This window comes from Bacteroidota bacterium (assembly GCA_025059945.1).
GTDB lineage: Bacteria > Bacteroidota > Rhodothermia > JANXDC01 > JANXDC01 > JANXDC01.
In genome coordinates, this window is the sequence record JANXDC010000002.1 from 18,143 (window position 1) to 40,917 (window position 22,775).

Genomic DNA, 22,775 nt, shown 5'->3' on the forward strand with positions numbered 1-22,775 from the left:
TTATGAGGGCCCGAAGGCTAAACCATGCTACCAACGGCTCTTCCCACTTCTTTCTTCGTCGTCTTCATCCGCATCTGCATCCGATTGTCTAAGGCCGGTTAGCATCGTGCCCACCAGGTCCACGTAGGCGTGTTCATCGTCCAGATCGCGCTTGCCCAGAAGCGAATGCTGATGCAGGGCTTCCAGCACGAGCTCCATCATGCTTAGCCGTTCCAGGTCGTTTCCGGGCCGCGTATGACGGCAGACCAGCTCCGAAAGCCCCGGAACGGACTCGAGCCGCTTTTGGTATTCCGGTTGTGGCAAGTCGTCGGGTAGCGAAAGCGTGTTGCCTTGGGCGAACCAATCGAGGATCTCCTGGTAGGGGCGGCGGCCATCGGGCTTGCGGTTGGGATCGGGAAAATAATGCACAAAGCGCGCCTTGATGGCCCGGCCGATAAGGAGGCGGGCCACGGCCAGGGGCCCCTCTTGTTCCCCCTCGTAGACGAGTTCCAGCTTGCCCGTAATGGCGGGCACGGTGTGGTATAGGTCCGATACCCGCACGGCGGCCTCCGATTCGCCGTTGCGCACGGCCCGTCGCTCGACGCTTGAGATAAGGTTTTCGCATGCGGCGATGGGCAAGCGCGTGGAGACTCCGCTTTTTTGGTCGACGAACTCACTTTGACGGGCCTCGAAGGCGATCTGCTCGATGATCTCTCGGTAGATATGGGGGGTGTGCACGCGCACAAGCCCCCGCTCGGTCCAGGCCTCTTGCTCGGTGATCGCGAGCGCCACCTCAAGAGAGCGCGGATAGTGCGTCAGAATCTGCGAATCGATCCGGTCCTTAAGGGGGGTGATGATGCTGCCGCGGTTTGTGTAGTCCTCCGGATTAGCCGAAAAGACCATGAGAATATCCAGCGGCAGCCGGACCGGAAAGCCCCGGATCTGCACGTCGCGCTCTTGCAGAATGTTGAGCAAGCCTACTTGGATGCGCGGGGCCAAATCGGGCAGCTCGTTGATCGCGAAGATCCCCCGGTTCATGCGGGGGATAAGGCCGAAGTGCATCACCTCTTCATCTGCGTACGTAAGCCGTCGGGTGGCCGCCTTGATCGGGTCGATATCGCCGATGAGGTCCGCGATGGTGGTATCCGGCGTGGCGAGCTTTTCTCCGTAGCGTTGGCTGCGATGCAGCCACGCGATCGGAGCGTCATCGCCGGCCTCTTGCACTAGGCGCCTGCCGTATCGGGAGATGGGCTCAAAGGGGTTGTCGTTCGTCTCGGAGCCTTCTAGAACAGGCACATATTCGTCCAAGAACTCCGGCAACAAGCGGATGATCCGGCTTTTGGCCTGCCCACGCAAGCCGAGCAGGATGATGTCGTGTTTGGCCAGAAGCGCGTGCACAAGCTGCGGGATTACGGTCCGATCGTAGCCCAGAATGCCGGGAAAGAGCGTTTCCCCCTTGCGCAACTTGCGAAGCAAGTTGCGTCGGATTTCTTCTTTTACGGGCAACACCTGGTAGCCGGAGCGCTTGAGCTCTCCCAGCGTGCGTACGCGCAAAAGCCGGTCGTAGTCGGGTATGGTCATCGGACTCGCTTGCGACGATTTCGGATAAAGTCCTCCAGCACGTACTCGCCCAGCTTGTCCAGAGCTGCGTAGTAGGCGCGGCCCTGGTTAAGACGGGTAAACTCGTGCACAAAGGCCTGCAGGTATGCATCGCGCGCGACCATGAAGGTCGTGATCGTGATCTGCTCCCTGCGGCATCGGATGGCCGCATCCAGCACGCGGTTTACAATGCGCCGATCCAGTCCGTAGGGGTTCTTGTAGAGCCGGCCGCCTATGAACATAGCGCTTGGCTTGCCGTCTGTGATGAGGACGATCTGCTTGTTCATCCCCCGTCGGCGGCGCAGGATCTGGCGTGCGCGCTCTAATGCGGCCAGCGTGTTCGTGTAATAGGGCCCCACTTCCAGGTACGGAAGGTCTCGAATCGCCACGGGCCAGGCCTCATTACCGAAAGCGATGATATCAAGCTTATCCTGAGGGTATTGGCTTGTGATAAGCTCCGCTAGCGCCAGGGCGACTTTTTTGGCCGGGGTGATGCGGTCCTCCCCATACAGGACCATGGAGTGCGACACATCCAGCAGCAGCACCGTAGCCGTGGACGCATGATGGTCCGTTTCGCGCACGGCGATGGTTTCCTCATCCAGCCTGAAATCCTCAAGCCCGTAGCGGCGAAAGGCGTTGCGAAAGGTCTCTTGATGATCGATATGCTGCACGTTGTCGCCGAACTGCCAAGGTCGGGTCTCGGGCTGGGGTTCCTCGCCCAGGCCCAGATGCGGGGTGGGGTGTCGACCCAGGCCGCGTTTGCGCAGCTTGGAGAAGACCTCCTCCAGGGACCTTTGGCGCAGGCTGCGTTCGCTCTTGGGGGTGAGCTGAACGCGGCCCGGTTCCTCTTCGCGCAGGTAGCCGCGTTCTTGGAGCTCCTCGATAAAATCCCCGATTCCGTAATCGGGGTCTGTCAACCGGTAATGCCGATCTAGTTGGGTAAGCCAATGCAGGGCTTCCTGCGCGTCCCCGGCCGTATGGAGCAGGAGCTCCTGAAAGAGTCGGAACAGACGGCCGAAGGCGCTTTCCCGCCGCTGTTGGGCTTCGTTCCAGGCCTCGTAAAGAAAGTGCATGGATTGATGCGCCCTGCCTTCGGTCAACTCCGACGGACCCTGTAGGGGGAACTATTAGGGGGGATCCCCCATGAGCCGATAAACTTACCTAGAGTTCGCCTGTCAATCTACGATGGGCTCAGATCGGAAACAACCGGACGGGAGATGATGAGATCATCAAAAATCAGGCCGCAGAGAGGATACGGGTTGATTTTCTAAGCGCGCTAGGCTAAATAGCGGCAGTATCGGGGGCTGAGTACATATGCACCGCCAACTGGGCACGGTTGAGGTCTCCCTGGATGTACTGCGGGCTCGTTTCGCCTGTGATCTACCGGCCTGTCGGGGGGCCTGCTGCGTGGTGGGCGTAGGCGGGGCGCCGCTGGAGCCTGGGGAGCTGGCCGCGTTGGAGGCCGCTTTGCCCGTCCTGTGGGGTCGCCTCCGAGCCGAAGCGCAGCGGGAGATCAGCCGGGAAGGGCTTGCGGAGCCCGATGGCGCGGGCTGGGCTCTGCGCACCACTCCGGAGGAGGGCGCCTGCGTGTTGGCCGTCTTCGAGGACGGCATAGCGCGCTGCGCCGTGGAGCAGGCCTATTGGGAGGGCCGGATTTCGTTTCGCAAACCCCTATCATGTCACCTCTACCCGATTCGCGTCGAATCCAACGGTCGACGGGAAGTGCTCCGCTACGAACAGGTGCCGATCTGCGAAGCCGGCCGCCGACGCGGCGAGCGCGAAGGGGTGGCACTTATCGATTTTCTGCAGTCAGCGCTTGTGCGCCGGTGGGGGTTGGCTTGGTATGAGCGCTTACGCGCCGTTGCGGACGCTACGGAGGAGGAAGCACCATGCTGAAGACGTCCTTGCAACAGCGCCTGCAGCAGCGCCTGTCCCCGCAGCAGATCCAGTACATCAAGCTGCTGCAGCTGCCCACGCTAGCTTTCGAACAGCGTGTGGCCGCAGAACTGGAGCAAAACCCCGCCCTGGAAGAGGGGCCGGAGGAAGAGCAGGAGCTCCTGCTTACGGAGGAAGAGGCGCAGGCCTTTGAGGTCGCCGAAACGTTCGTCCCCGAGCCAGAGGAGCCGGAATCGGAGACTTCGCTGGAGGTCTCGGTTGCCCCCGTGTCGTCTCCCGAGCCCTCCATGCCCGCGGCCTTGGGGGATCCGCAAACGCCCGCCGCCGACGGATCCCGTTCTGAGGACGAATACAGCTGGGAGGAGCTGCTTGCCGGTCAGGATCTGGACCCGGAGCGGTATTATCAGACCCGAGGCGGTGAAGACCCCGACGAAGAGGACGACCCATGGGCCCGCACGCCCGCTCGGGAGACCTTCATCGAACGGCTGCAGGCGCAGTTGCTCTACTTGGATCTAGACGAACGAGGCCGGCTTATCGCAGAGCAAATCATCGGTTCCTTGGATCCAGATGGTTACCTACGCCGACCGCTGAGTTCAATCGTCGATGATCTGCTTTTCTCGCACGGCGTAGAGGTCTCCGAAGCCGAAGTTGAAACTGTGCTCAAGCAGATCCAACGTCTAGATCCTGTTGGCGTAGGGGCGCGCTCGCTCAAAGAATGCCTGGAGGTGCAGCTTGAGGCCCTCCCGGAGTCCACGCCCGCTCGAGAGCTGGCGCTGCGCATCGTACGGGAGGCCTTTGGAGAGCTCAGCCGCAAACATTTTGACGCGATCCTGCGCAAATTCGAGATCCCCCGAGAGGCGCTGCTACAGGCCTGGCAGCTGCTGCAACGCCTTAACCCCAAGCCTGGAGACGGAGACGGAACGCCAGAGCTCAACTACATCACCCCGGACTTCGAGGTCTACGAGCAGGAAGGCGAATTTGTGGTCACCCTCAATCGGCGCAACGTGCCGGAGCTGCGCATCTCGCGCCAATATCGCCAGATGTGGGAGGAGCTGCAGCAGCCTGGACGCCGTCAGGACCCGAATCTCGAGGAGGCCCGCGAGTACCTCAAAAAGAAAATCGAAGATGCGCGCTGGTTCATCAACTCCATCCGCCAGCGGCATAACACCATGCTCAAGGTCATGCGGGCGATCGTGGAGCTGCAGGAGGACTTTTTCCGGCATGGCGAGGGCCATCTGAAGCCCATGATCCTAAAAGACGTGGCCGAGCGTATCGGTATGGATATTTCGACCGTAAGCCGGGTCGTAAGCGGCAAGTACGTGCAGACGGAGTTCGGCACCTTTCCCTTGAAGTACTTCTTCAGCGAGGGCCTGGAGACGGAATCCGGTGAGGAGATCTCCAACCGGGAGGTCAAAAACCTCATCAAGGAGCTTATCGAGCAGGAAGACAAGCGCAACCCCCTAAGCGACGACAAAATCGCCGAGATCCTTGTCAAGCGCGGGCTCAAAATCGCTCGCCGCACCGTGACCAAGTACCGGGAGCAGCTGGGCATTCCCGTGGCGCGCCTGCGTCGGGAGCTATAAGACCAGGCGTAAGTTCCAAAGGTGCATCCCGCCGGGGGTGCTTAAGGACCGATACGCGTAGTCCAGCCCGAAGCGCCCAAACTGCAGGCCGAAGCCCAAGCGCAGGCCCGCCATATCCAACCGGTTTTGGTGTCTAAGCTCCCGTTGCTCCCGCATGCGGTAGCCGAAGCGCACCAGCAGACTGGGGGCTAGGGTTAGCTCCCCTCCGAATGCGAGATCCTCCCAGGGTGCGTAAATCCGTTCCGCCTCAGCCGAACCCAGAGTGGCCAGGTGCAGCGTAAGCGGCAGGTATTCAAGTCGTTTGGAGATCGCAAGCGTCACCTCAGGTTCGGGCCGTTCCGGGGTAGCGGTGTAGCGCTTTAAGGTCCATCCCAGATGCCGCAGTCCCACGGCGAGGGTCCATTGGCGCGGCAGGCGCCACCTGGCCCCCAGGTCCAGGGCCAAGACCAAGGCCGTGTAGCGCTCAAGGGCCGAGTAAAGCACCTTAAGCCCGGCGCCCGTCTCCAACGCATCGGAGTAGGTGCGCCGGTACTGCAGGCCCAGCAGGGCGTCTAGAGCCGTAAAGCGACCCTGCGCTTGGCCCGCTTCGTCCAGGCGCTCCATGGATCCGTAGTGCAGCACCAGAGCCTGCAGGCCCGCGCTTTGCCGAGGCGCAAGCGGCCTCCAGGTGCCCAACCAGAACACCTCGACCGTGCCCAACAGGCGACCGTATCCCAGTCCCAGCTCAGGGGCGCCCTCCCCTGGAAGGAGAGCGGGATTATGCCAGGCCGCGGCCAGGTCCCCGCGCCCAAGCGCTACGGAAGTCCCCCCGAGGGCCGAAAGCCGAGCTGAGGTCTCAAGGCGCAGGGCCGCAAAGGGTTGCGCCTCAAGGATTTGAGGGGCGCATACGATCGCCCATCCGATCGCTAGCAAAGCCAATAGGCGTCGCGGTGGCATCATGCAACGTCCATAAAGTAGCGGGGCCCCAAGAGGCTAAACAAGGCCTGGGGTGCGTATCTTTTCGCGATGATGGCTCGCGCGGCGATCGCACTGCTGATCTGGGGTCTGCTCGGCTGCGCCGGGCCGAAGTCGGTCCGCGTAGATCCGCGCATGCTCGCCGACGCGGAGGGTTTTTTCCTCTCGACAGGACGCTTCAGGCTCTACGTGCGCCCCGCTGGGCCTGAACATGGCGAGCCTGTTTTGCTTGTGCACGGCTTCGGGGGAAGCACGGTGAGCTTTGAGCCGCTTCTGGACAGCCTGGCCGCCCGGGGTTATCGATGCTACGCCGTGGATCTGCTAGGTTTTGGGCTGTCGGATAAGCCCAACGGAGCCGACTACAGCCACCCGGCTCAGGCCCGGAGGCTTGTAGCCCTACTGGACGCGTTGGGGCTAAAGGCGGTGCACGCGGTGGGCCATTCCATGGGCGGCAGCGTGCTTGCGCACCTGGCTCTGTTGGCTCCGGATCGGATCCGATCGCTTGCGCTTATCGCGCCGGCGATCGCTACGGAGCCGCGGGGGCCCGCCGGCATAGGACGGCTCATTTTAGGCCTGCCCCCCGTCTCGACGCTGCTTAAGCGGCGCATTCGAGAGAGCCTGTCCGGCCCCGAGGCCATAGCCGCCCTTCGGCTGGCCTACTACCAGCCGGATTCTGCGCTCAGCGCCGAGCGCCTGGAGCGCTACCGAAGACCCCTAAAGACCCCGGGTTGGGAGTCGGCTCTTCTGGGCATGTTGCGCGACAGTCGCCGCAACGCGCTCGCCCCGGAGCGGCTCCGAGGGGTGCGCGCTCCGGTGCTTCTGCTTTGGGGCGAAGCGGACCGCATTGTGCCCATCCGGGAGCGGGATCGCCTAAGGGAACTGTTTCCCGTCGTATATGAGGCGACCGTACGCCGCACGGGCCACCTGCCCGCTGAAGAAGCCCCCGGACTGGTGGCCCGGGCTCTGATCGCTTTTTGGACATTTTTGTCTGAATAACTGCTGCCAAACCGACAAACCCCCTGTCAGCTTGTCTTTTTAGCCTGTTCACGCTTCCCCGAAATCCGCGTCCAGCTGAGCTTGGCATGGTGTGTGCGAACGACTCAGGCGAAAGAACAAAGGAGGATGCGGCCATGGCAGAGGTAGTCAAGAAAGAGGTTCAGGCGGTAGAACCTACTGAGATGCGCTACGTTACCCTCTCCCCCCAGGTGGACATCTACGAACTGGAGGACGCCTATGTGGCGCTCTTCGACCTGCCTGGAGTAGAGAAGGGGCATCTTACGTTGCGGCTAGAGGAGAACCGCCTGAGCCTGGAGGCCCGTGTTGAGGATCCGCTCCTGGAGCGGCATCTGGGCCAGAGCGGGTACCGGTATCAACGCACCTTCGTTCTGGGCGATGATGTGGACCCCAATCACGTGGAGGCCGAGCTCAAGGACGGGGTGCTGGAGCTCCGCATCGGTAAGCGGGAGCAGCTCAAGCCGCGGACGATTGAAATCAAGTAAGGAGGGTATAGGCTATGGCGACACTGGTGCGCACGATGCTGCCGACGCTGTGGAGCGATCCGTTCGCTCCGGATTGGACGCGCTCGATTGCGCGCGACATCGACCGGATGGTGCGCGAGATAGACGCGCTTTGGGAGCAGACCTTCGGCTGGGCGCGTTCAGGGCGCGTGCCGAATGTGGAAGTCTTCGACACGGATTCGGAGTTCATCATCCGCGCCGAGCTTCCCGGTCTTCGCAAAGAGGACATCAAGATCACCCTCGTGGGGGATCAGCTTACGCTGGAGGGCGAGCGCAAGCCGGATCCGAAATTTGAGAAGGCCCGTGTGCATCGGGCCGAACGCTGGTACGGGACGTTCCGGCGCACGTTCGTGCTGCCCTTCACCCCTGACGGCAAGCCCGTTGAGGCGCGCTTCCGCAATGGGGTGCTCGTGATCACGATCCCGAAGCCCGAGGCGCAGCAGCCCCGGCAGATCGTGATTAAGTAGTCTCCGCTTAGGGCTGCCACGGCACTACCCGGCCCGCCTTCGAGTGGCGCCGGGTTTTTTTCTGGGATCTTTCGGGCCGGCGGATGCAATAACTAAGCGATGTAGTGCGTTTATGTAGAGGACGAACCGAAGCATTAGGAGACCTCCCAATGCACACCCGCACCCGTAAATCAGCCTGGTTGTTGGCCCTAGCCGGCTTCCTGGCCGGTCTACTGGTAACGGCCGTTGTGAGCCTGCATACCGGATGGGTGGAGGTCAAGCGCACCCATGCAGCGGACAACGGAACCGTGAGCATTCCGGAGCGCCGGATTCAAACGCTTACCGATCTCAGTCAGGCCTTTGCTGATGTGGCCGAGTCGGTAGTACCCTCGGTGGTGACGATCACGGCCGAACGTGTGGTGCGTGCGCCGCGCTTCCTGAATCCCTTTGAGGGGACGCCGTTTGAAAACTGGTTTCGCTTCGATGTGCCGGAAGGAGAGCAGCGCGCCCGCGGTCTGGGTTCCGGCGTGATCATGCGCTCCGACGGTGTGGTGCTGACCAACAACCACGTCGTGGAGGGCGCAGAGCGGCTGCGCGTGCGGTTGTACGACGGGCGCGTCTTCGACGCCGAAGTCGTGGGCCGCGATGCGGCCACTGATGTGGCTGTGTTGCGGATCCGCGCCACAGGCCTGCCCACGCTGCCGCTCGGCGATAGCGACCGGTTGCGGGTAGGCGAATGGGTGCTGGCCATCGGCAGCCCCCTGTCGGAGAACCTAGAGCACACGGTTACGGCTGGCATCATCAGCGCGAAGGGCCGCACGGGAATCATCCAGGACGGCCGGGCCTTCGAGAACTTCCTGCAAACCGACGCGGCCATTAACCCGGGCAATTCCGGGGGCCCCTTGGTGAACACGAGGGGCGAGCTTGTGGGGATCAACACGGCCATCGCCACCCGCACAGGCGGCTTTCAGGGGATCGGCTTCGCGATCCCGATCAACATGGCCCGTTGGGTCATGGAGCAGCTCCTGGAGAAAGGCAAGGTCGAGCGCGGCTACCTGGGGGTGACGATCCAGCGCATTACGCCGGAGCTAGCGCGCGCGCTGCGGCTGGAGCGGCCGCAAGGGGCGTTGGTGAGCCAAGTCGCTCCGGGAAGCCCCGCGGAGCGGGCCGGTATCAAGCCTCGGGATGTGATCTTGGCCGTAAACGGTCAGCCCGTTGAGAACGAGTCCGATCTGCGTAACCGCATCGCCTTTAGCCGTCCGGGTTCGCGTGTCACGCTTAGCATCCTGCGTGACGGTCGTCGCCAGGAGGTGCACGTGACCCTAGGCACGCTGGATCCTAACCTCTTGGCTGGAGCCGAAGATTCCGGTGGTGGATCCGAGGGTCCTTCCTCGGAGCCTGGCTCAAGAGGAGCGCTGCTTGATAAGCTAGGATTTAGCGCGCAGAACCTCACCGATGAGCTGGCCCAGCGCTACCGGCTGGGCTCAGATCGCGAAGGCGTGGTCATCACCTCCGTCCGATCGGGCTCCGTAGCGGAAATGGCGGGCCTCAGGCCCGGCATGGTGATCGTGGAGGCCAACGGACAGAGCGTGCGCACGATGCGGGATCTTGAGCGCGCGCTCTCCGCTGTGCGCTCAGGCGATGTCGTGTTGCTACGCCTTCGCCAGGGATCGAACTACCTGTACGTGGCCCTGTCCGTATCGTGACGAACCGAGCTCGCCGCAAGGCCGCCAGGTGTACCTGGCGGCCTTTTTTGATGCGGGTGTGGGCCAGCTCCTAGATTAGGGGGAGCGAATTGAGGAGATAAGCCATGCGTTGGCTTCCGTTTCTGGGGCTTATGCAGGTATGCGCCGCGCTGGCGCATGCTCAGGTGGGGGCGCCGCTGTTTACGTCGGACTTTCCCCCGGAGGAATTCGCTCAACGCCGCGCGCGCTTGTATCAGGCCATTGGCTCCGGGGCCATCGCTCTGCTGCCGGGCGCGCCCAGTCCCGTGGGGTATGTGCGCTTCCGGCAGGCGAATGACTTCTATTACCTCTGCGGGGTTGAGACCCCCCATGCGTACCTGCTTCTGGACGGCTCCGTGCAGCGGGCCATGCTGTATCTACCCCATCGCAACGAAGCCCGTGAGCGCAGTGAGGGTCGCGTACTCTCAGCCGAGGATGGGGAGCTGGTGCAGCGTCTGAGCGGGATAGATGCCGTATACGGGGTTGAGCTGTTGGCAGAACATCTGGCTCGTTACGTGCTGCGCGGGGTCCGGGTGCTCTACACCCCGCTAGATCCCGCCGAGGGGCTCGCCACGAGCCGCGACATCGCCCTGCGCACCATAGCGGACTGGGCCTCAGACCCCTGGGACGGACGCCCTTCACGCGAAGGCCATTTTGTAGGGCTGCTTCGGATGCGTTTCCCGCAGCTGGAGATCCGAAACCTATCCCCGATACTCGATAGCCTACGGCTCATCAAAAGCCCCCGAGAGCTAGAGCTCGTGCGCAAGGCCACGCGCCTGGCCATGGAGGCCATTCGGGAGGCTATGCGCTCCACGCAGCCCGGACAGTACGAGTACGAGCTTGAGGCGCTGGCTCAGTTCATCTTTCGTCGTCACGGAGCCCAAGGGGATGCCTATTATGCGCTCGTGGCCAGCGGCCCCAATGCTTGGTATCCCCATTACCACGCAGGCAAGCGACAAATGCAGGCCGGGGAGCTCGTGCTCATGGATTACGCACCGGATGTGGGCTACTATATGAGCGATGTTACGCGCATCTGGCCCGTAGATGGGCGTTTTAGCCCCGAGCAGCGAGAGCTATACACGTTCTACCTGGCCTGCTACCGGGCTATCCTGCGGGCTATCCGAGCGGGTCGCACGGCGCAGGAGATCAAGCAGGAAGCTGCTTCCGAGATGGAGCGCATACTCGCCGCAAGCCGGTTCTCCCGGCCTCATTATCGGAGGGCCGCGGAGTCCTTTGTGGCCAGTTACAAAGAGTCGGCCCAAAACCCCCACACCACGCTAGGACATTGGCTGGGGATGGCCACCCACGACGTAGGTCGCTATACGGGCCCTCTGCGGCCGGGTATGGTCTTTACGATCGAGCCCGCCCTGCGCGTGCCCGAGGAAAGCTTGTACATCCGGCTTGAAGACGTAGTGATCATCACGGAGAGCGGAGTAGAAATCGTCTCCGAGGCGCTGCCCATGGATGTTGAGGCCATCGAGCGCCTCATGCGAGAAGAAGGGATCTTAGAACGCTATCCCAGACTAGAGGAGCGCATGCTGCGAGCGCCTACGACCACTGGGCGCTGATTCATGCGGGGCTTCGCTTTAACGCCTCAATGCGGTTAGAGGGCAAAGTTGCACTCGTCACAGGCGGGGCGGTGCGCATCGGACGGGGCATCGTGCAGATGCTGGCGCGCGCCGGCTGCGAAGTCGCCTTTACGTACTATCGATCCGAGGCCGAGGCGCACGCGCTGGCCGAGGCGCTCCGCGAGGAGACAAAGCGCAAGATCGTGGCCTGGCCCTACGATGCGCGGGATCCGGAGCAAGCGCAGACGCTTCTGGAGCGCATCCGGAGCTTGTGGGGACGGCTAGATGTGCTCGTGCTCAACGCGGCTGTTTTCTTCCGAACCCCTTGGGAGGAACTAACCGAGACCCAGTGGGATACGTTGCTCGATATCAACCTCAAGGGCCCGTTTTTTCTGGCTCAGGCGGCTGCCCGCCAGATGCTGCGTCAAGAGCCCGATTCGGCCGGCATACGAGGCAAGATCGTGGCGATTTCCGATGTGGCTGCCGAGCTCGTCTGGCGCGCCTACCTGCCGTATCAGATCTCGAAGGCCGGGCTGAACCTCATGGTGCGCGTGCTGGCTAAGAACCTTGCCCCCTCAATTACGGTAAACGCCGTGGCCCCAAGCACCATCCTGCCTGAACCGGGGCGCGTGGTGAAGCCCGAGGAGTTCGCCCGGGATGTCCCCCTGGGCCGGCCCGGCACGGTAGAAGAGGTTGCGGCGGCGGTGCGGTTTCTGCTTGAGCACGATTTCCTGACCGGGCACGTCTTGCATGTAGACGGCGGCCGCAGCTTGGTATGAGCCGGCATCCTAGGTCGAGGGCTACTACCATAAGCGACCCGGGACGCGAAGCGTCCGCAGCGGGTGCCAGTGAACGCACGTTTCAGAGCCGCTACCAAGAGGCGTTCTCTTGGGCTGGGGTTTGGCGCTCTGCTTCTGCGCATGCCCTGCGGTGGTTAGCCCCCTTGGGCATGCTGCTGATCTTGGGATGGGCTCTGGAGGGCCGACTGCGCCCTGGGCTCTGGCTTGCCCTCCTGGTGTTGCCATCCATAGCGGGGTTGTTAGGGGCGCTCGGGATGCTCTTTTTGCGCCCTGCTCGGCTGCGCGTACGTCCGGGTTGGGTGGCTTATGAGCGAGTCTGGGATGTGCTCTGCGGACGTGCGCCTCGGTTCCGGCGTCTAAAGGGGGCTCGTCTGGATCCGGATGGGGCCCTGCATCTGTATTTTGAGGCAGGGGAACAGGAGACGCTCCATCCGGCGGATTGGCCCGCTTGGCGTTTGCTTGTGCGCTCCATCGGCCGCGCCGTCCTTAGCTCCTAGTCCGATAAAGAGGCCGCCACGCATCCAGGCTTACGGGAACAAGGTAGGCGTTCGGGACCTCGCCACTAAGCCGAACGCGCGCTAGCAGTTGCTCGGCCTCTTGTCGCGAGGACAGGGGCACGGTAAGGACCACATAAAACCCGCTTGTCGGCCGAAAATCGACAACGCAGACCGTCCTGAGGGCTCTAGCGAGCCGCTCAGCCAGGGCGCGGGCGGGCTTTAGGGTTCGGAAGGCCCCCGAAGCCACAGAAAACCCCTGTCTTGCGGAGGGCTGTGCGAGCCGAATCCCCAAGCCCTCTATACCTTGGGCGCGCAGCGTCTGCAGGCGCTCCTGAAGGGCCGTCTGAACTCAGCGTGTCGGTCCAGAGCGCATATAGCCCAGCCTCAGGACGCGCCACAACATGAAGGCGGCCCCTCCAGCGGGCTCGTATCCCCTCTAGATGGCGGCGCGCGGCCTCTGGGGATCGAAAGGAACCAAGCTGTACTACACACCGGTAAGGCCGCAGGGACGCTTGCTGGAGCTCCTTTTGCGGCTCCAGGGGGGCAGAGGCTGGTTCGCCGGCTAGGGGGAGTAACCGCACTTCGCGGTGAAGACCGCTTGGCGCGACGGATCGATCTGCAGCAAAATGGGCTTCTGCAAATACGCCCCGATACGGGCCGGTTGCTCCGGATCGGGCTTGAGTTTTCATAAGCGCCGCGGGGTATCCCCTCCAGGTAAAGGTGGCCGCTGTGGAAGGTGCTCAGCGTAAACCGATGGCTCCCGTCGCGCTGCAGTAGGTGCAGCACAAGACCCGGCAGGGCGCGTCGCTGACCTCTTAGCTCGATCCAGGCCTCTCCCTGCAACGCGGCTGTGGGCTCCAGGGGCACGCGCACTGGAATCAGTCCATACGGGGGCGCAACGAGCGGCAAGAGGGGCGCTCGGGGTCGATAGGAGGGCAAGATCTGGCTGTAAAGCTCGGTTTGATAGACCCCGTACGGGCTCGCACCCCATAGGATGAGCCCGTTTCGGCGGGTCTGAACGGAAAGCGCAGGCCGCGAGCGTACCTCTATTCCGGGGAGCTCACTTTCGCCGGTGTCCCAGCGGCCGTTGCCGTTTTGATCTGGAAAGCCCTGGATCCAGAACCCCCCTCCCGGCGGACTGTTTCGAGGCCATAACCCCCGCCGGGAAGCCAGAGCAGAACCCCGGACAGAGCGATGTGCTCGCGTTCGCTTGCGCCGCGGGCGGGGCTCCAGAGCCGATGGCGCTGCCCCCACAGGCGAGCCCAGGAGCCCAGGGAAAGGGCCAAGCTAAGCCCCATCTGCCGAGAGCCGTCAGAGAATCGGCTTCCGGAAAGCCGCACTCCTCCTGAAGTGCCAAAAGGTAGGTTCAGCTGAAAGCCCGCAAGCGCTAAGGTCCAGGACGCGGGGGCGTACTGGACGTGCGCCGACAAATACATCGGACCTCCGGCTACGGTTCGGTGCAGGCTCAAGGGTCCCTCTAACGTTTGTCCGGACCCGCCAAGCCGGGGCCCAACCCATCGTCGCCAGTAGGCCGACTGAAGCGAACCAAGGGGGGTCGCGAAGAAAAGCGCGGGATGGACCGCAAACAGACGTTGGCCTAAGAAGCCGACAAACGACCCCGCCAAGCACGGGGTGAGTGTGAGCCGCCCGAACCGAATCGGAACGGAAGCGCTGGCCGTGCCGTACTGCTGCTTATGCCGCGCGTTGTGCGGCACAGACGCCAGCTCCCCTGCCAGGAGGCCGATGTCAGAAGCCCTCTGGACCCCCTTAGCTGGATCGAGCTCTGATACCGAAACGGCCAGAGCGCTTCGGCCTGCCATAGCCCCCAAGACCCCAGCGCCGCGCCTAAGGCGCCCCAATAGGCGGTCGATAGCGGCCCACCTGCGGATTTCCAGACCCGTACTAGGCCCGCCTGAAGCGTAAGCTGCGGCCCAAGGCCAGCGGCAAGGCGGGCTCCCAAAACGGGTAAGGACTCCGGATGTAACAGGCCGCCTATCAGCTCATAGCGCCAGGCCCCAAAAGGAAGCAGATAGTAGGGGATCGTCCGGCTGATGGTCTCCTGCAGCCGCTCTCCGGTTGGAGTGATAGCCTGCAGGCGCAGTTCGTTTGCGCCCTCTAGTAAGGGGACGCGCAAAAGCAAACGTCCATCCTGGGGCACCCGTACCCGGCCGATGAAGATTCCGTTTTGGTAGACCTCGACCCGCGTCCCGGGAGGCCAAAAGCCTTCCTCCGTTACCCAACCCCGGCCGCGCTCTAGATAGGGTGGCGTGTTTTGCACCCACAGCCCGCGCACTGTCGCGTTCGGCAGCCAAGGCAGCGGGAAGCTTCCCGCGGTGATTTGCCGCAGCCAGGGCCGGAGAAAGCTCCAGCGCCAGCGTAGTTCCTCTAAATCGCTTCGCAGCATGCGAAAGCGGGGCTCAGCTTGAACGATTCCCGAGGCCTCTAAATCACCTCCTAGCAGCAGCACCCCCGCGCGCCAGAGCGCACGTGGCCTCGGCGCCCTCCCCGCGCGTTCCCAGCTTAAGGTGTACTCAAGCAGTCCCGGCTGCCAGAGTTTGCGGGGAATATATGGGGGTTACCAGGACGGCAAAAACTCCCAGTTTAAGCCTGTTTCCTTGAGCTCTCGCAGATGGGCCTTCACCAAGGCCGGCGGAACGGGTCCCTGTGGGATGATGCGCAGGCGCAGGCCCTGCATATCGAGCTCTAAACGCGCCTCTAACAGGCGCTCTAAGACGGGGATGGAAACAAACAGCTCCTCGCCCTCTAGCTGCCATTCCGCCTCGGAGGCCATAAAGGACTGGCGCCGAGTCGTGATACGCCTGCGTCTGGGATCCAGGCAAAACCAAAACCGCCGTTCCTGAATGTGGCCGCACCAGGTTTCCGGCTCACCCTGCACAAGAAAAACCCCAAGGGCTTCCAAAAAGGCTCGCAAAGGGATCAGCAGGGAGCCTTCCCGCACAGACCGCGCCAGCAGTATCGCCGGCTCGCCCCTCGACAGGTCCAGCTCAAGAGGCACCTCGGCCTCGCGGCGAGGCTGCGCCCCAAGCCAGGGGGTGACGGCGAAAGTCCCCCACAAGGTCAACGCGAACAGAAAGGGCCCTTCATCTTCGCAGATACAGCACAACCCGCTGCCGAAGCGGTCTTGCAGGGATCAGGTCCTCAGGCTTAAGGTCGGGTCGTTCGGCTACGTACTCTTAGAGTATACGAGCCCGGGGGCAGCTGCCGAAGCGAAAAGCGGTAAAGCCGAGTAAGCGTCCCGTAAATGGGTACGTACTCCCGAGCCTCTGCTACCGAGACGCCGGCTCCGTCGCGTAGCCGGCAACGCAGAGTCCCGATAGCCGGAACAGAGGCGGCCGTGCGCAAGCGCAGCCGCAGATACGAAGCGTCCCCTTGTGCCCACACCTCCGCCGCCTCAAGCTCTGGGCGAGCCTCCACGGATCCGCGTCGAAGGTAGATGATGACGTTTTGGCTGCCGACGATTTGGGCTTGGATCTCCCCCTCCTCCAACCGTGCCAGGGGCTTAGGAGGCGGGGTGCCGCGCACCTCCAGTCGGGTCCAATAGACTCCTGCTCCGGCTTCAGCCGGAAGCCGGGCTAAAAACCGAAGCGTCTGACTTTGCCCCGTCTCTAGCCTGAAACGCTGGGGAAAAAAGCGCAGGTGGGGAGTAAGATCCCCAGCGCCCAAACGGAGAACGAGCCGCCTCCTGAGGATATTCCATTGAAAGCCCGCCCAGGGAATCCGAGGTGGGATAGCCGAACAGCAGCGACACGACCACCTCCAAAGGTTCAGAGCCCGTATTGCGAACCTCTACGCTGCTCGCCCCCGTACGCGGATGCAACGCAACGGCTAAGGGATAAAGGCTGATTTGAGCCACAAGCGGCGCGCTCACGCCTAGCCGCAGCCCAACAGCGATCCAGAAAGTCCACATAGTCTCGGGTCTGGCCAAGAAAGCAGAGATCCGCCATCAGGCGGGCCTCTTCAAAACCACAGCCGAAGCAGAACCTCCCCTACGGAATCGTAACGGTGTAGCTAATCGTCAAGATGTTGGTGCTGCTCGTGGAAGCCCCCGCATGCACGCGGAGCACGCCTCCTAGCCATATGTAGACGTTATCCGCGGAACTTACCGCTATTTGACCCCCCTCCTTGGTTAGGGAAGCTTGATGAGCTGCTGTAAGCGTCGCTGTTGACTCTGTATCTCGGGACCTGAGGGGTAAAAGAGAACCCTAATACCGGGGTGCCATATGTGAGGCTGAGCGTAAGCGCACCACTCCGGGCCGGGGTGAAGGTCACCTGGAGGTTCCCACCGGCAAGTGTTGTGTTGTAGGGTTCTGTGGCGGTGCCGCCATCCGGGTAATAGTCTACGTAGCCGCTTGGTGGCACGGTGATGGTGCCGAACTGCAGGGGACTAGTCGTCACCGTTATCGTAGGCGGGCCGCTAAAGCCGCTCACTTGCACGGCGATCGTGCCCGACGATGATGATTGGGCCCAAAGAAGACAGGGGCTCATCACCGCTAAGATGAGCACGGGCGGCTTAGCTTTCATGGAAAAAGCCCTCCCTTTTCAGCGCAATCAAAGACATGTTGTCCGAAATCAAAGAAATCAAGGGTGTTGCGAGGTTCTTTGCCCGAAAAACGTCTCGGCCGAAACCCCGGTGCGCCGAAGGCCGATGTTTTCCCGCAAGACCAACCGTATTTACTTTCGCAAAAAAAGGGCCATGGCGGAGAATGCGGTTATTGTAGACGCGCTGCGCACCCCGATTGGTCGTTACGGGGGCGCGCTAGCCCGCGTGCGGCCGGATGACTTGGCCGCGCACCTGCTGGGAGCGCTCCTGGAACGCCATCCTGAGCTGGACCCGGCCGAGATCGAGGATGTGGTGCTGGGCTGCACCAACCAAGCCGGGGAAGACAACCGCAACGTGGCCCGCATGGCCGCCCTGATCGCGGGGCTACCGGAGACGGTGGCCGGGGTTACGGTCAATCGCCTTTGCGCCTCCGGGCTTGAGGCCGTGGCCTACGCCGCGCGGGCCATACAGGTCGGGGAGGGCTCCGTCTTCATAGCGGGGGGCGTAGAGAGCATGAGCCGCGCCCCGTTTGTTTTGCCCAAGCAGACGGAGCCTTTCGGGCGTCAGGCGGAGATCTACGATACCACGATCGGTTGGCGTTTCGTAAACCCCCGGTTTGCGGCGCGCTACTATCCGTATTCCATGGGCGAGACCGCCGAGATCGTCGCCGAGCGCTACGGGATCGGGCGTGAGGAACAGGACCGCTTCGCTTACGAAAGCCAGATGCGCGCCCGGGCTGCGATCGAGGCGGGCAAGTTTCGCGAGGAGATCGTCCCTGTTCCGGTGCCCGGCCCCCGAGGGGAACCGATGCTTGTGGAGCAGGATGAGCACCCGCGTCCGGATACGACCTTGGAGAAGCTAGCCCGGCTGAAGCCTGCCTTTCGGGAAGGCGGCACGGTCACGGCCGGCAATTCTAGCGGCATCAACGATGGGGCGGCCGCCTTGCTGCTCATGTCCGAGTCCAAGGCTCGGGCCCTGGGCATCAGGCCCTGGGCGCGCATTTTGGGCTCGGCCGTCGTGGGCGTGCATCCGGACGTGATGGGCATCGGCCCGGTTCCGGCCACGCGCAAGCTGTTGGCCCGGCTTGGGGTGCGGCTGGACGCAATCGACCTGATCGAGCTCAACGAAGCCTTCGCGGCCCAGGTTTTGGCCTGCGTGCGCGAACTGGATCTGGATATGAGCCGCCTAAACGTCAACGGGGGAGCCATCGCTCTGGGCCATCCGCTGGGGGCCACGGGAGCTCGGCTTTTGGTTACGCTGTTGCACGAGATGCGCCGCAGGTCGGAGGCGCGCCTGGGGCTTGTGACCCTCTGCGTGGGGGTCGGGCAGGGCATGGCCCTGTTGGTGGAGAAGCTCTGAGCGCAGCCGTCCGGGACGGGGCATAGAGCAAAAAGGAGGAGGTCGGCCATGGCTCAGGATACGCTCACAAGCGTGCTGCAGGAGGACCGGATCTTCTATCCCCCGCGCGCTTTTCAAGAACAGGCCCACATCCGCAGTCTGGAGGAGTACCGCGCGCTCTACGAGCGCTCCCTTTCGGATCCGGAGGCGTTTTGGGCTGAAGTGGCCTCTGGGTTTCACTGGTTTCGGCGCTGGGATCGGGTGCTGCTCTGGGATCCGCCGCGGGCGCAGTGGTTTGTGGGCGGTCAAACCAACTTGTCTCATAACTGTCTAGATCGGCATTTGAGTACGTGGCGCCGCAACAAGGCTGCTCTTATTTGGGAGGGAGAGCCGGGCGAGCAGCGGGTGCTCACGTACCAGGACCTGTATCGGGAGGTCTGCCGCTTCGCCAACGTGCTGCGGTCCCTGGGCGTGCAGAAGGGCGACCGGGTGGCCATCTACATGCCGCTGGTTCCGGAAGCCGTTGTCGCCATGCTCGCCTGCGCGCGCATCGGGGCTGTGCACTCGGTCATTTTCGGAGGGTTTTCGGCCGAGGCCGTGCGGGATCGGGTCAACGACGCCGGGGCCCGCTTGATCGTGACCGCCGACGGGGGGTGGCGTCGGGGCAAGATCGTGCCCCTGAAGGCGAACGTCGAAGAGGCCCTTCAGCGCGGCGCGCCCACCGTAGAGCATGTGATCGTCTATCGCCGCATCGGATGCGAGGTGCCCTGGGAACCTGGGCGAGATCACTGGTGGCATGAGCTCATGGCCGCCGCATCCGGAACCTGTCCGGCCGAGCCCTTGGACAGCGAGCATCCCCTTTTTATTCTGTACACCTCGGGCACCACAGGCAAGCCCAAGGGCGTGGTGCACACGACGGGCGGATACATGGTGTATGCGGCCACCACGGCCCGATACGTATTCGATCTCAAGGAAGAAGACACGTACTGGTGTACGGCCGACATCGGCTGGATCACGGGCCATTCTTACGTGGTCTACGGCATCCTGGCCAACGGGGTGACAAGCCTCATCTACGAGGGGGCTCCGGATTGGCCCGATCCGGGCCGCTTCTGGTCGATCGTGGAAAGGTACCGGGTGAGCGTTTTCTACACGGCGCCGACGGCCATACGGGCCTTTGTGCGCTGGGGGGAGGCCTACCCACGCCGCTATGATCTTTCGAGCCTGCGCCTGCTGGGCACTGTGGGGGAGCCCATCAACCCCGAGGCCTGGATGTGGTACTATCGCGTTATCGGCGGAGGCCGTTGTCCGATCGTGGATACCTGGTGGCAGACCGAGACCGGGGGGATTATGATCAGCCCTCTGCCTGGGGTCACGCCCCTGGTGCCGGGCTCCTGCACGCTGCCGTTTTTCGGGGTGGAGGCCGACGTGGTCGACCGAGAGGGGCGGAGTCTGCCGCCCAACACCGGGGGGTTTTTGGTGATCCGACGCCCCTGGCCGGGCATGATGCGCACCATCTACGGGGACGAGGCCCGCTATGAGCGCCAGTACTGGAAGGAGATCCCGGGCTTGTATTTTTCCGGAGACGGGGCGCGGCGCGATGAGCGCGGCTACTTTTGGGTGCTGGGGCGCGTCGACGACGTCATCAACGTAAGCGGCCACAGGCTGGGCACGATGGAAGTCGAGTCGGCCTTGGTCAGCCACCCCGCCGTGGCCGAGGCGGCCGTTGTGGGCCGGCCCGACCCGCTTACGGGCACGGCCGTGGTCGCCTTCGTGGTGCTTAAGCCCGACGTAGAACCATCGGGCGCTCTCAAGGAGGCCCTGCGCCAGCACGTGGCCGGACAGATCGGCTCCATAGCTCGGCCCCAAGAGATCATCTTTAGTGAGGGGCTCCCGAAGACGCGCTCCGGCAAGATCATGCGCCGCCTGTTGCGCCAAATCGCCTCAGGTGAGGAGCGCCTAGGAGACATGACCACCTTGGAAAGCGCCGAGGTCATCGAACGGCTTCGGGCCCAGTTTGCAGGCGGCGAGGAAGAGGAGTAAACGGAGGGGAAAAAGGAACCTCTGGTTTTCGCCAAAGCGTTTCCCTATGCGCTCAGCAACGCAGGAGGTGAAGATGGTACACGTGTTGCTTGTGTTCGCTCTGACCCTTTGGCCGGGTTCTGACAAAAAGCCCAAGGTAGGCGATCCGGCCCCGGATTTTGAGGCCCCCGCCACTAGCGGCAAAACGATCCGGCTGCGTGATCTTAAAGGAAGCTGGGTGGTGCTTTACTTCTACCCCAAGGCCTTCACACCGGGCTGCACGGCTCAGTCGTGCGCGCTGCGCGACGGTTATGCGGAGATTCAGAAGCTGGGGGCCGTGATCCTGGGCGTGAGCTTGGATGATCTGGAGACCCAGAAGCGTTTTAAGGCCGAGCACCGGCTGCCCTTTGAGCTGCTAAGCGATGTCGATAAGAAGATCGCGGGCGCTTATGGGGTGTTGGCCCCGATGGGCCTGTTCGCCCAGCGCAAGACTTTCATTATCGATCCCGAGGGCCGAATCGCATACGTCTTCGATAAGGTCGACGCGGCCAAGCACGATCAGGAAGTACGCCAGGTTCTGGCGCAGCTTGTGGGCCGCAGCTGAAAAACCGCTCCTGTGGGGGGACTTATCTCGGGGGGTAGGTGAAGAGGGCGGTCCAAGAAGCGGCCCGAAGCCGAAAAGGCAAGGGAGCGACATATGCAGCCCTCCCGAGAGCAGCCCCCGGCGGTACGGCTCAGCAAGCCGCTTTCCTTCGATCTGGAGCTACCGCCCCTACCGGCGACCGTAGCACAGGTAAGCGAAATCCTTGCGGCTGGAGCGCAGCAAGCCGATTTCGCTCGCCTCACCCAGATCATCGAACGCGACGTGGCCACCTCGGTGGCCGTGCTGCGTCGGGTCAACTCCGCCTACTACGGGCTACGTGTGCGCGTAAGCGACATCGGGCGGGCCGTTCGCCTGCTGGGGCTCGTTGAAGTCTCTAACATCGTCACTACGATCTCCATGCTGCGGCTGCGCAACCTCATGCGCACCGAAGAACAGGTGCGGATTTACCGGCAGCTGCTAACCTATAGCCTAGGCACGGCTTTCTTTGCACAATTCCTCGCTGACTCCCTAAAGCTCGCCGCTAAAGCCCTGGCCTTTACCGGCGGGCTATTGCACAACGTGGGGGCTTTGGTGCTGCTCTACAACGAGCCCGAGCTCTATGAGGCGATCTGGTACGGGGCGGCCGATGGCCGGGTCCCCTCCGTTGAAGAAGAGCGCGCGATCCTGGGTATCGATCACGTTCAGGTCGGCGCTCATGCGGTACGGGAATGGCATTTCGCCGAAGAGCTAGAGTGGCTCATCACCTATCAAGGCGACCCAGAGGCTCTGCCCCACTCTTTAAAGCCCTTGGGCTACGCCCTGGCCGTGGGCAAATGGGTGGGGTACGCGCTGCCCCTTACGCCGCATCTGGACTGGCAGGCGTTGGCCGAGAAACGCGCCTTCCGAAACCTGTGCGCATCGGCAGATGCGGAGCCTAAGCAGGTGCTCGTCTTACTGCAACATCAGCTGGCGCGCGGCAAAGAGTTCCTGCATACCGCCGTAGAGGCGTAAGGCGCTTTGAGCCTACTCTTCTAGATCCCGATAGCAGAACCCCCGGCACAGGACTCGACTCCCCAGACGATGCGAAACGGGGCTTTGAAAGCAAGGTCCCGCGAAAACGAACGTATGAAATTCGCCGTTCTCCCCGCACGGGTCCACTTCCGAAGGCAGCCGGCGCGCCAGCGCGGGCCGCAGTTCGCGTCCCGCCCACTCGGGGCCGAGCTTCTTGAGCTCCACGCACACGATGCGGGTTCGAAACCCGGCAGACCAGAACTCCTCCAAAAGCCTCCAGCTCGCCTTCCGGTCTGAACTCCCCGTCCAGACGGGAAAGACCGGCTCCAATCCCAGAGCGGCCAGTTGCCTTTCCCGATAGGCCCGGATGTCCTCCAGGAACACGTCCCCGAAGGCTACATGGCGCAGGCCGCGACGGCGCCATTCCCAAAGAACCTCGGCCCAGGCTGCCTCGTAGGCGGCGTTTGTGGGCTCTGGGGGCAGAAAGATCGGCACGAGCGCTATGCCTAGGGCCTGGGCCTGCTGGGCTATGAGCTGGCGCCGCACCCCGTGCATGGTCACCCGATCGTAGGGCTGGCTGATCGAGCAGAGCAGCCCCACCGGCCGCCAGGAGCCGCTCCGCAGAAGCCGCCACAGGGCCAGGGCGCTGTCCTTGCCCCCGCTCCAGGAAAGCAGAATCGGGCGCATCTCTTAAAGCTCG

21 protein-coding genes are annotated in these 22,775 nt (G+C 63.0%); 13 read left to right on the plus strand and 8 right to left on the minus strand.

Going from position 1 to position 22,775, the window contains the following annotated elements; all coding sequences use genetic code 11:
- Window positions 1-27: 27 nt before the first annotated feature.
- Entirely contained in the window at window positions 28-1,560 is a 1,533-nt protein-coding gene (locus NZ993_00975; protein ID MCS7154369.1) for a magnesium chelatase, read from the minus strand.
- Window positions 1,557-2,651 (minus strand): VWA domain-containing protein, encoded by a 1,095-nt coding sequence (locus tag NZ993_00980; GenBank protein ID MCS7154370.1) that lies wholly within the window; start codon window positions 2,649-2,651, stop codon window positions 1,557-1,559. The genes NZ993_00975 and NZ993_00980 overlap by 4 nt, the downstream gene beginning before the upstream one ends.
- A 241-nt stretch (window positions 2,652-2,892) precedes the next feature.
- Between NZ993_00980 and NZ993_00985 the strand changes: the two genes are divergently transcribed.
- Window positions 2,893-3,474, plus strand: a complete 582-nt coding sequence (locus tag NZ993_00985; protein MCS7154371.1) for a DUF3109 family protein — start codon at window positions 2,893-2,895, stop codon at window positions 3,472-3,474.
- Window positions 3,468-5,057, plus strand: coding sequence for an RNA polymerase factor sigma-54 (gene rpoN / locus NZ993_00990; GenBank protein ID MCS7154372.1), 1,590 nt, complete (start codon window positions 3,468-3,470; stop codon window positions 5,055-5,057). The genes NZ993_00985 and rpoN overlap by 7 nt, the downstream gene beginning before the upstream one ends.
- Here the strand turns inward: rpoN and NZ993_00995 are convergent.
- The gene (locus NZ993_00995; GenBank protein ID MCS7154373.1) at window positions 5,052-5,996 is read right to left on the minus strand and encodes a PorV/PorQ family protein; all 945 of its coding nucleotides are present in this window, start codon (window positions 5,994-5,996) and stop codon (window positions 5,052-5,054) included. The two genes, rpoN and NZ993_00995, sit on opposite strands and share 6 nt — an antisense overlap.
- A gap of 66 nt (window positions 5,997-6,062) precedes the next feature.
- On the opposite strand from NZ993_00995, the gene NZ993_01000 reads away from it, so the two are divergent.
- The 7 genes from NZ993_01000 to NZ993_01030 all read left to right on the plus strand — a co-directional run bounded on the left by NZ993_01000 (window position 6,063) and on the right by NZ993_01030 (window position 12,563).
- A complete protein-coding gene (locus tag NZ993_01000; protein MCS7154374.1) occupies window positions 6,063-7,007 on the plus strand; it encodes an alpha/beta hydrolase in 945 nt (314 codons plus the stop codon).
- Between the two features lie 134 nt (window positions 7,008-7,141).
- Window positions 7,142-7,510 (plus strand): Hsp20/alpha crystallin family protein, encoded by a 369-nt coding sequence (locus NZ993_01005; protein MCS7154375.1) that lies wholly within the window; start codon window positions 7,142-7,144, stop codon window positions 7,508-7,510.
- Between the two features lie 14 nt (window positions 7,511-7,524).
- Entirely contained in the window at window positions 7,525-7,995 is a 471-nt protein-coding gene (locus tag NZ993_01010) for an Hsp20/alpha crystallin family protein (protein ID MCS7154376.1), read from the plus strand.
- A gap of 149 nt (window positions 7,996-8,144) precedes the next feature.
- The gene (locus tag NZ993_01015) at window positions 8,145-9,680 is read left to right on the plus strand and encodes a DegQ family serine endoprotease (protein MCS7154377.1); all 1,536 of its coding nucleotides are present in this window, start codon (window positions 8,145-8,147) and stop codon (window positions 9,678-9,680) included.
- Between the two features lie 104 nt (window positions 9,681-9,784).
- Window positions 9,785-11,266 carry a Xaa-Pro peptidase family protein gene (locus NZ993_01020; protein MCS7154378.1) on the plus strand — a complete coding sequence of 494 codons (1,482 nt, stop codon included), beginning with the start codon at window positions 9,785-9,787 and terminating at the stop codon, window positions 11,264-11,266.
- A gap of 29 nt (window positions 11,267-11,295) precedes the next feature.
- Window positions 11,296-12,045, plus strand: a complete 750-nt coding sequence (locus NZ993_01025) for an SDR family oxidoreductase (protein MCS7154379.1) — start codon at window positions 11,296-11,298, stop codon at window positions 12,043-12,045.
- Entirely contained in the window at window positions 12,042-12,563 is a 522-nt protein-coding gene (locus tag NZ993_01030) for a hypothetical protein (GenBank protein ID MCS7154380.1), read from the plus strand. Before NZ993_01025 ends, NZ993_01030 begins: the two co-directional genes overlap by 4 nt.
- A gap of 1,046 nt (window positions 12,564-13,609) precedes the next feature.
- On the opposite strand, the gene NZ993_01035 is transcribed toward NZ993_01030, so the two are convergent.
- The 4 genes from NZ993_01035 to NZ993_01050 form a co-directional block, all read right to left on the minus strand.
- Window positions 13,610-14,032 (minus strand): hypothetical protein, encoded by a 423-nt coding sequence (locus NZ993_01035; protein ID MCS7154381.1) that lies wholly within the window; start codon window positions 14,030-14,032, stop codon window positions 13,610-13,612.
- A gap of 128 nt (window positions 14,033-14,160) precedes the next feature.
- Window positions 14,161-15,030: a hypothetical protein gene (locus NZ993_01040; GenBank protein ID MCS7154382.1), complete on the minus strand. Its 870-nt coding sequence runs from the start codon at window positions 15,028-15,030 to the stop codon at window positions 14,161-14,163.
- Between the two features lie 108 nt (window positions 15,031-15,138).
- Window positions 15,139-15,645, minus strand: coding sequence for a hypothetical protein (locus NZ993_01045; protein MCS7154383.1), 507 nt, complete (start codon window positions 15,643-15,645; stop codon window positions 15,139-15,141).
- An 83-nt stretch (window positions 15,646-15,728) separates the two neighbouring features.
- The gene (locus tag NZ993_01050; protein MCS7154384.1) at window positions 15,729-16,247 is read right to left on the minus strand and encodes a hypothetical protein; all 519 of its coding nucleotides are present in this window, start codon (window positions 16,245-16,247) and stop codon (window positions 15,729-15,731) included.
- A gap of 1,030 nt (window positions 16,248-17,277) precedes the next feature.
- Between NZ993_01050 and NZ993_01055 the strand changes: the two genes are divergently transcribed.
- From NZ993_01055 to NZ993_01070, 4 genes are all read left to right on the plus strand, one after another.
- Entirely contained in the window at window positions 17,278-18,483 is a 1,206-nt protein-coding gene (locus NZ993_01055; protein ID MCS7154385.1) for an acetyl-CoA C-acyltransferase, read from the plus strand.
- 48 nt (window positions 18,484-18,531) lie between these two features.
- Entirely contained in the window at window positions 18,532-20,502 is a 1,971-nt protein-coding gene (acs, locus tag NZ993_01060; protein ID MCS7154386.1) for an acetate--CoA ligase, read from the plus strand.
- A gap of 73 nt (window positions 20,503-20,575) precedes the next feature.
- Window positions 20,576-21,085: a peroxiredoxin gene (locus NZ993_01065; protein ID MCS7154387.1), complete on the plus strand. Its 510-nt coding sequence runs from the start codon at window positions 20,576-20,578 to the stop codon at window positions 21,083-21,085.
- Window positions 21,086-21,178: 93 nt separating this feature from the next.
- Window positions 21,179-22,075 carry an HDOD domain-containing protein gene (locus NZ993_01070; protein ID MCS7154388.1) on the plus strand — a complete coding sequence of 299 codons (897 nt, stop codon included), beginning with the start codon at window positions 21,179-21,181 and terminating at the stop codon, window positions 22,073-22,075.
- Between the two features lie 12 nt (window positions 22,076-22,087).
- Here the strand turns inward: NZ993_01070 and NZ993_01075 are convergent, their stop codons facing one another.
- Window positions 22,088-22,762: an adenine nucleotide alpha hydrolase gene (locus NZ993_01075; protein MCS7154389.1), complete on the minus strand. Its 675-nt coding sequence runs from the start codon at window positions 22,760-22,762 to the stop codon at window positions 22,088-22,090.
- Window positions 22,763-22,775: the final 13 nt, after the last annotated feature.

What these genes read in the sequence shown, in the direction of transcription:
- NZ993_00975 (MCS7154369.1), bottom strand. Translation starts at nt 1,560, where the DNA reads ATGACCATACCCGACTACGACCGGCTTTTGCGCGTACGCACGCTGGGA.
- NZ993_00980 (MCS7154370.1), bottom strand. Translation starts at nt 2,651, where the DNA reads ATGCACTTTCTTTACGAGGCCTGGAACGAAGCCCAACAGCGGCGGGAA.
- NZ993_00985 (MCS7154371.1), top strand. Translation starts at nt 2,893, where the DNA reads ATGCACCGCCAACTGGGCACGGTTGAGGTCTCCCTGGATGTACTGCGG.
- rpoN (MCS7154372.1), top strand. Translation starts at nt 3,468, where the DNA reads ATGCTGAAGACGTCCTTGCAACAGCGCCTGCAGCAGCGCCTGTCCCCG.
- NZ993_00995 (MCS7154373.1), bottom strand. Translation starts at nt 5,996, where the DNA reads ATGATGCCACCGCGACGCCTATTGGCTTTGCTAGCGATCGGATGGGCG.
- NZ993_01000 (MCS7154374.1), top strand. Translation starts at nt 6,063, where the DNA reads ATGATGGCTCGCGCGGCGATCGCACTGCTGATCTGGGGTCTGCTCGGC.
- NZ993_01005 (MCS7154375.1), top strand. Translation starts at nt 7,142, where the DNA reads ATGGCAGAGGTAGTCAAGAAAGAGGTTCAGGCGGTAGAACCTACTGAG.
- NZ993_01010 (MCS7154376.1), top strand. Translation starts at nt 7,525, where the DNA reads ATGGCGACACTGGTGCGCACGATGCTGCCGACGCTGTGGAGCGATCCG.
- NZ993_01015 (MCS7154377.1), top strand. Translation starts at nt 8,145, where the DNA reads ATGCACACCCGCACCCGTAAATCAGCCTGGTTGTTGGCCCTAGCCGGC.
- NZ993_01020 (MCS7154378.1), top strand. Translation starts at nt 9,785, where the DNA reads ATGCGTTGGCTTCCGTTTCTGGGGCTTATGCAGGTATGCGCCGCGCTG.
- NZ993_01025 (MCS7154379.1), top strand. Translation starts at nt 11,296, where the DNA reads ATGCGGTTAGAGGGCAAAGTTGCACTCGTCACAGGCGGGGCGGTGCGC.
- NZ993_01030 (MCS7154380.1), top strand. Translation starts at nt 12,042, where the DNA reads ATGAGCCGGCATCCTAGGTCGAGGGCTACTACCATAAGCGACCCGGGA.
- NZ993_01055 (MCS7154385.1), top strand. Translation starts at nt 17,278, where the DNA reads ATGGCGGAGAATGCGGTTATTGTAGACGCGCTGCGCACCCCGATTGGT.
- acs (MCS7154386.1), top strand. Translation starts at nt 18,532, where the DNA reads ATGGCTCAGGATACGCTCACAAGCGTGCTGCAGGAGGACCGGATCTTC.
- NZ993_01065 (MCS7154387.1), top strand. Translation starts at nt 20,576, where the DNA reads ATGGTACACGTGTTGCTTGTGTTCGCTCTGACCCTTTGGCCGGGTTCT.
- NZ993_01070 (MCS7154388.1), top strand. Translation starts at nt 21,179, where the DNA reads ATGCAGCCCTCCCGAGAGCAGCCCCCGGCGGTACGGCTCAGCAAGCCG.
- NZ993_01075 (MCS7154389.1), bottom strand. Translation starts at nt 22,762, where the DNA reads ATGCGCCCGATTCTGCTTTCCTGGAGCGGGGGCAAGGACAGCGCCCTG.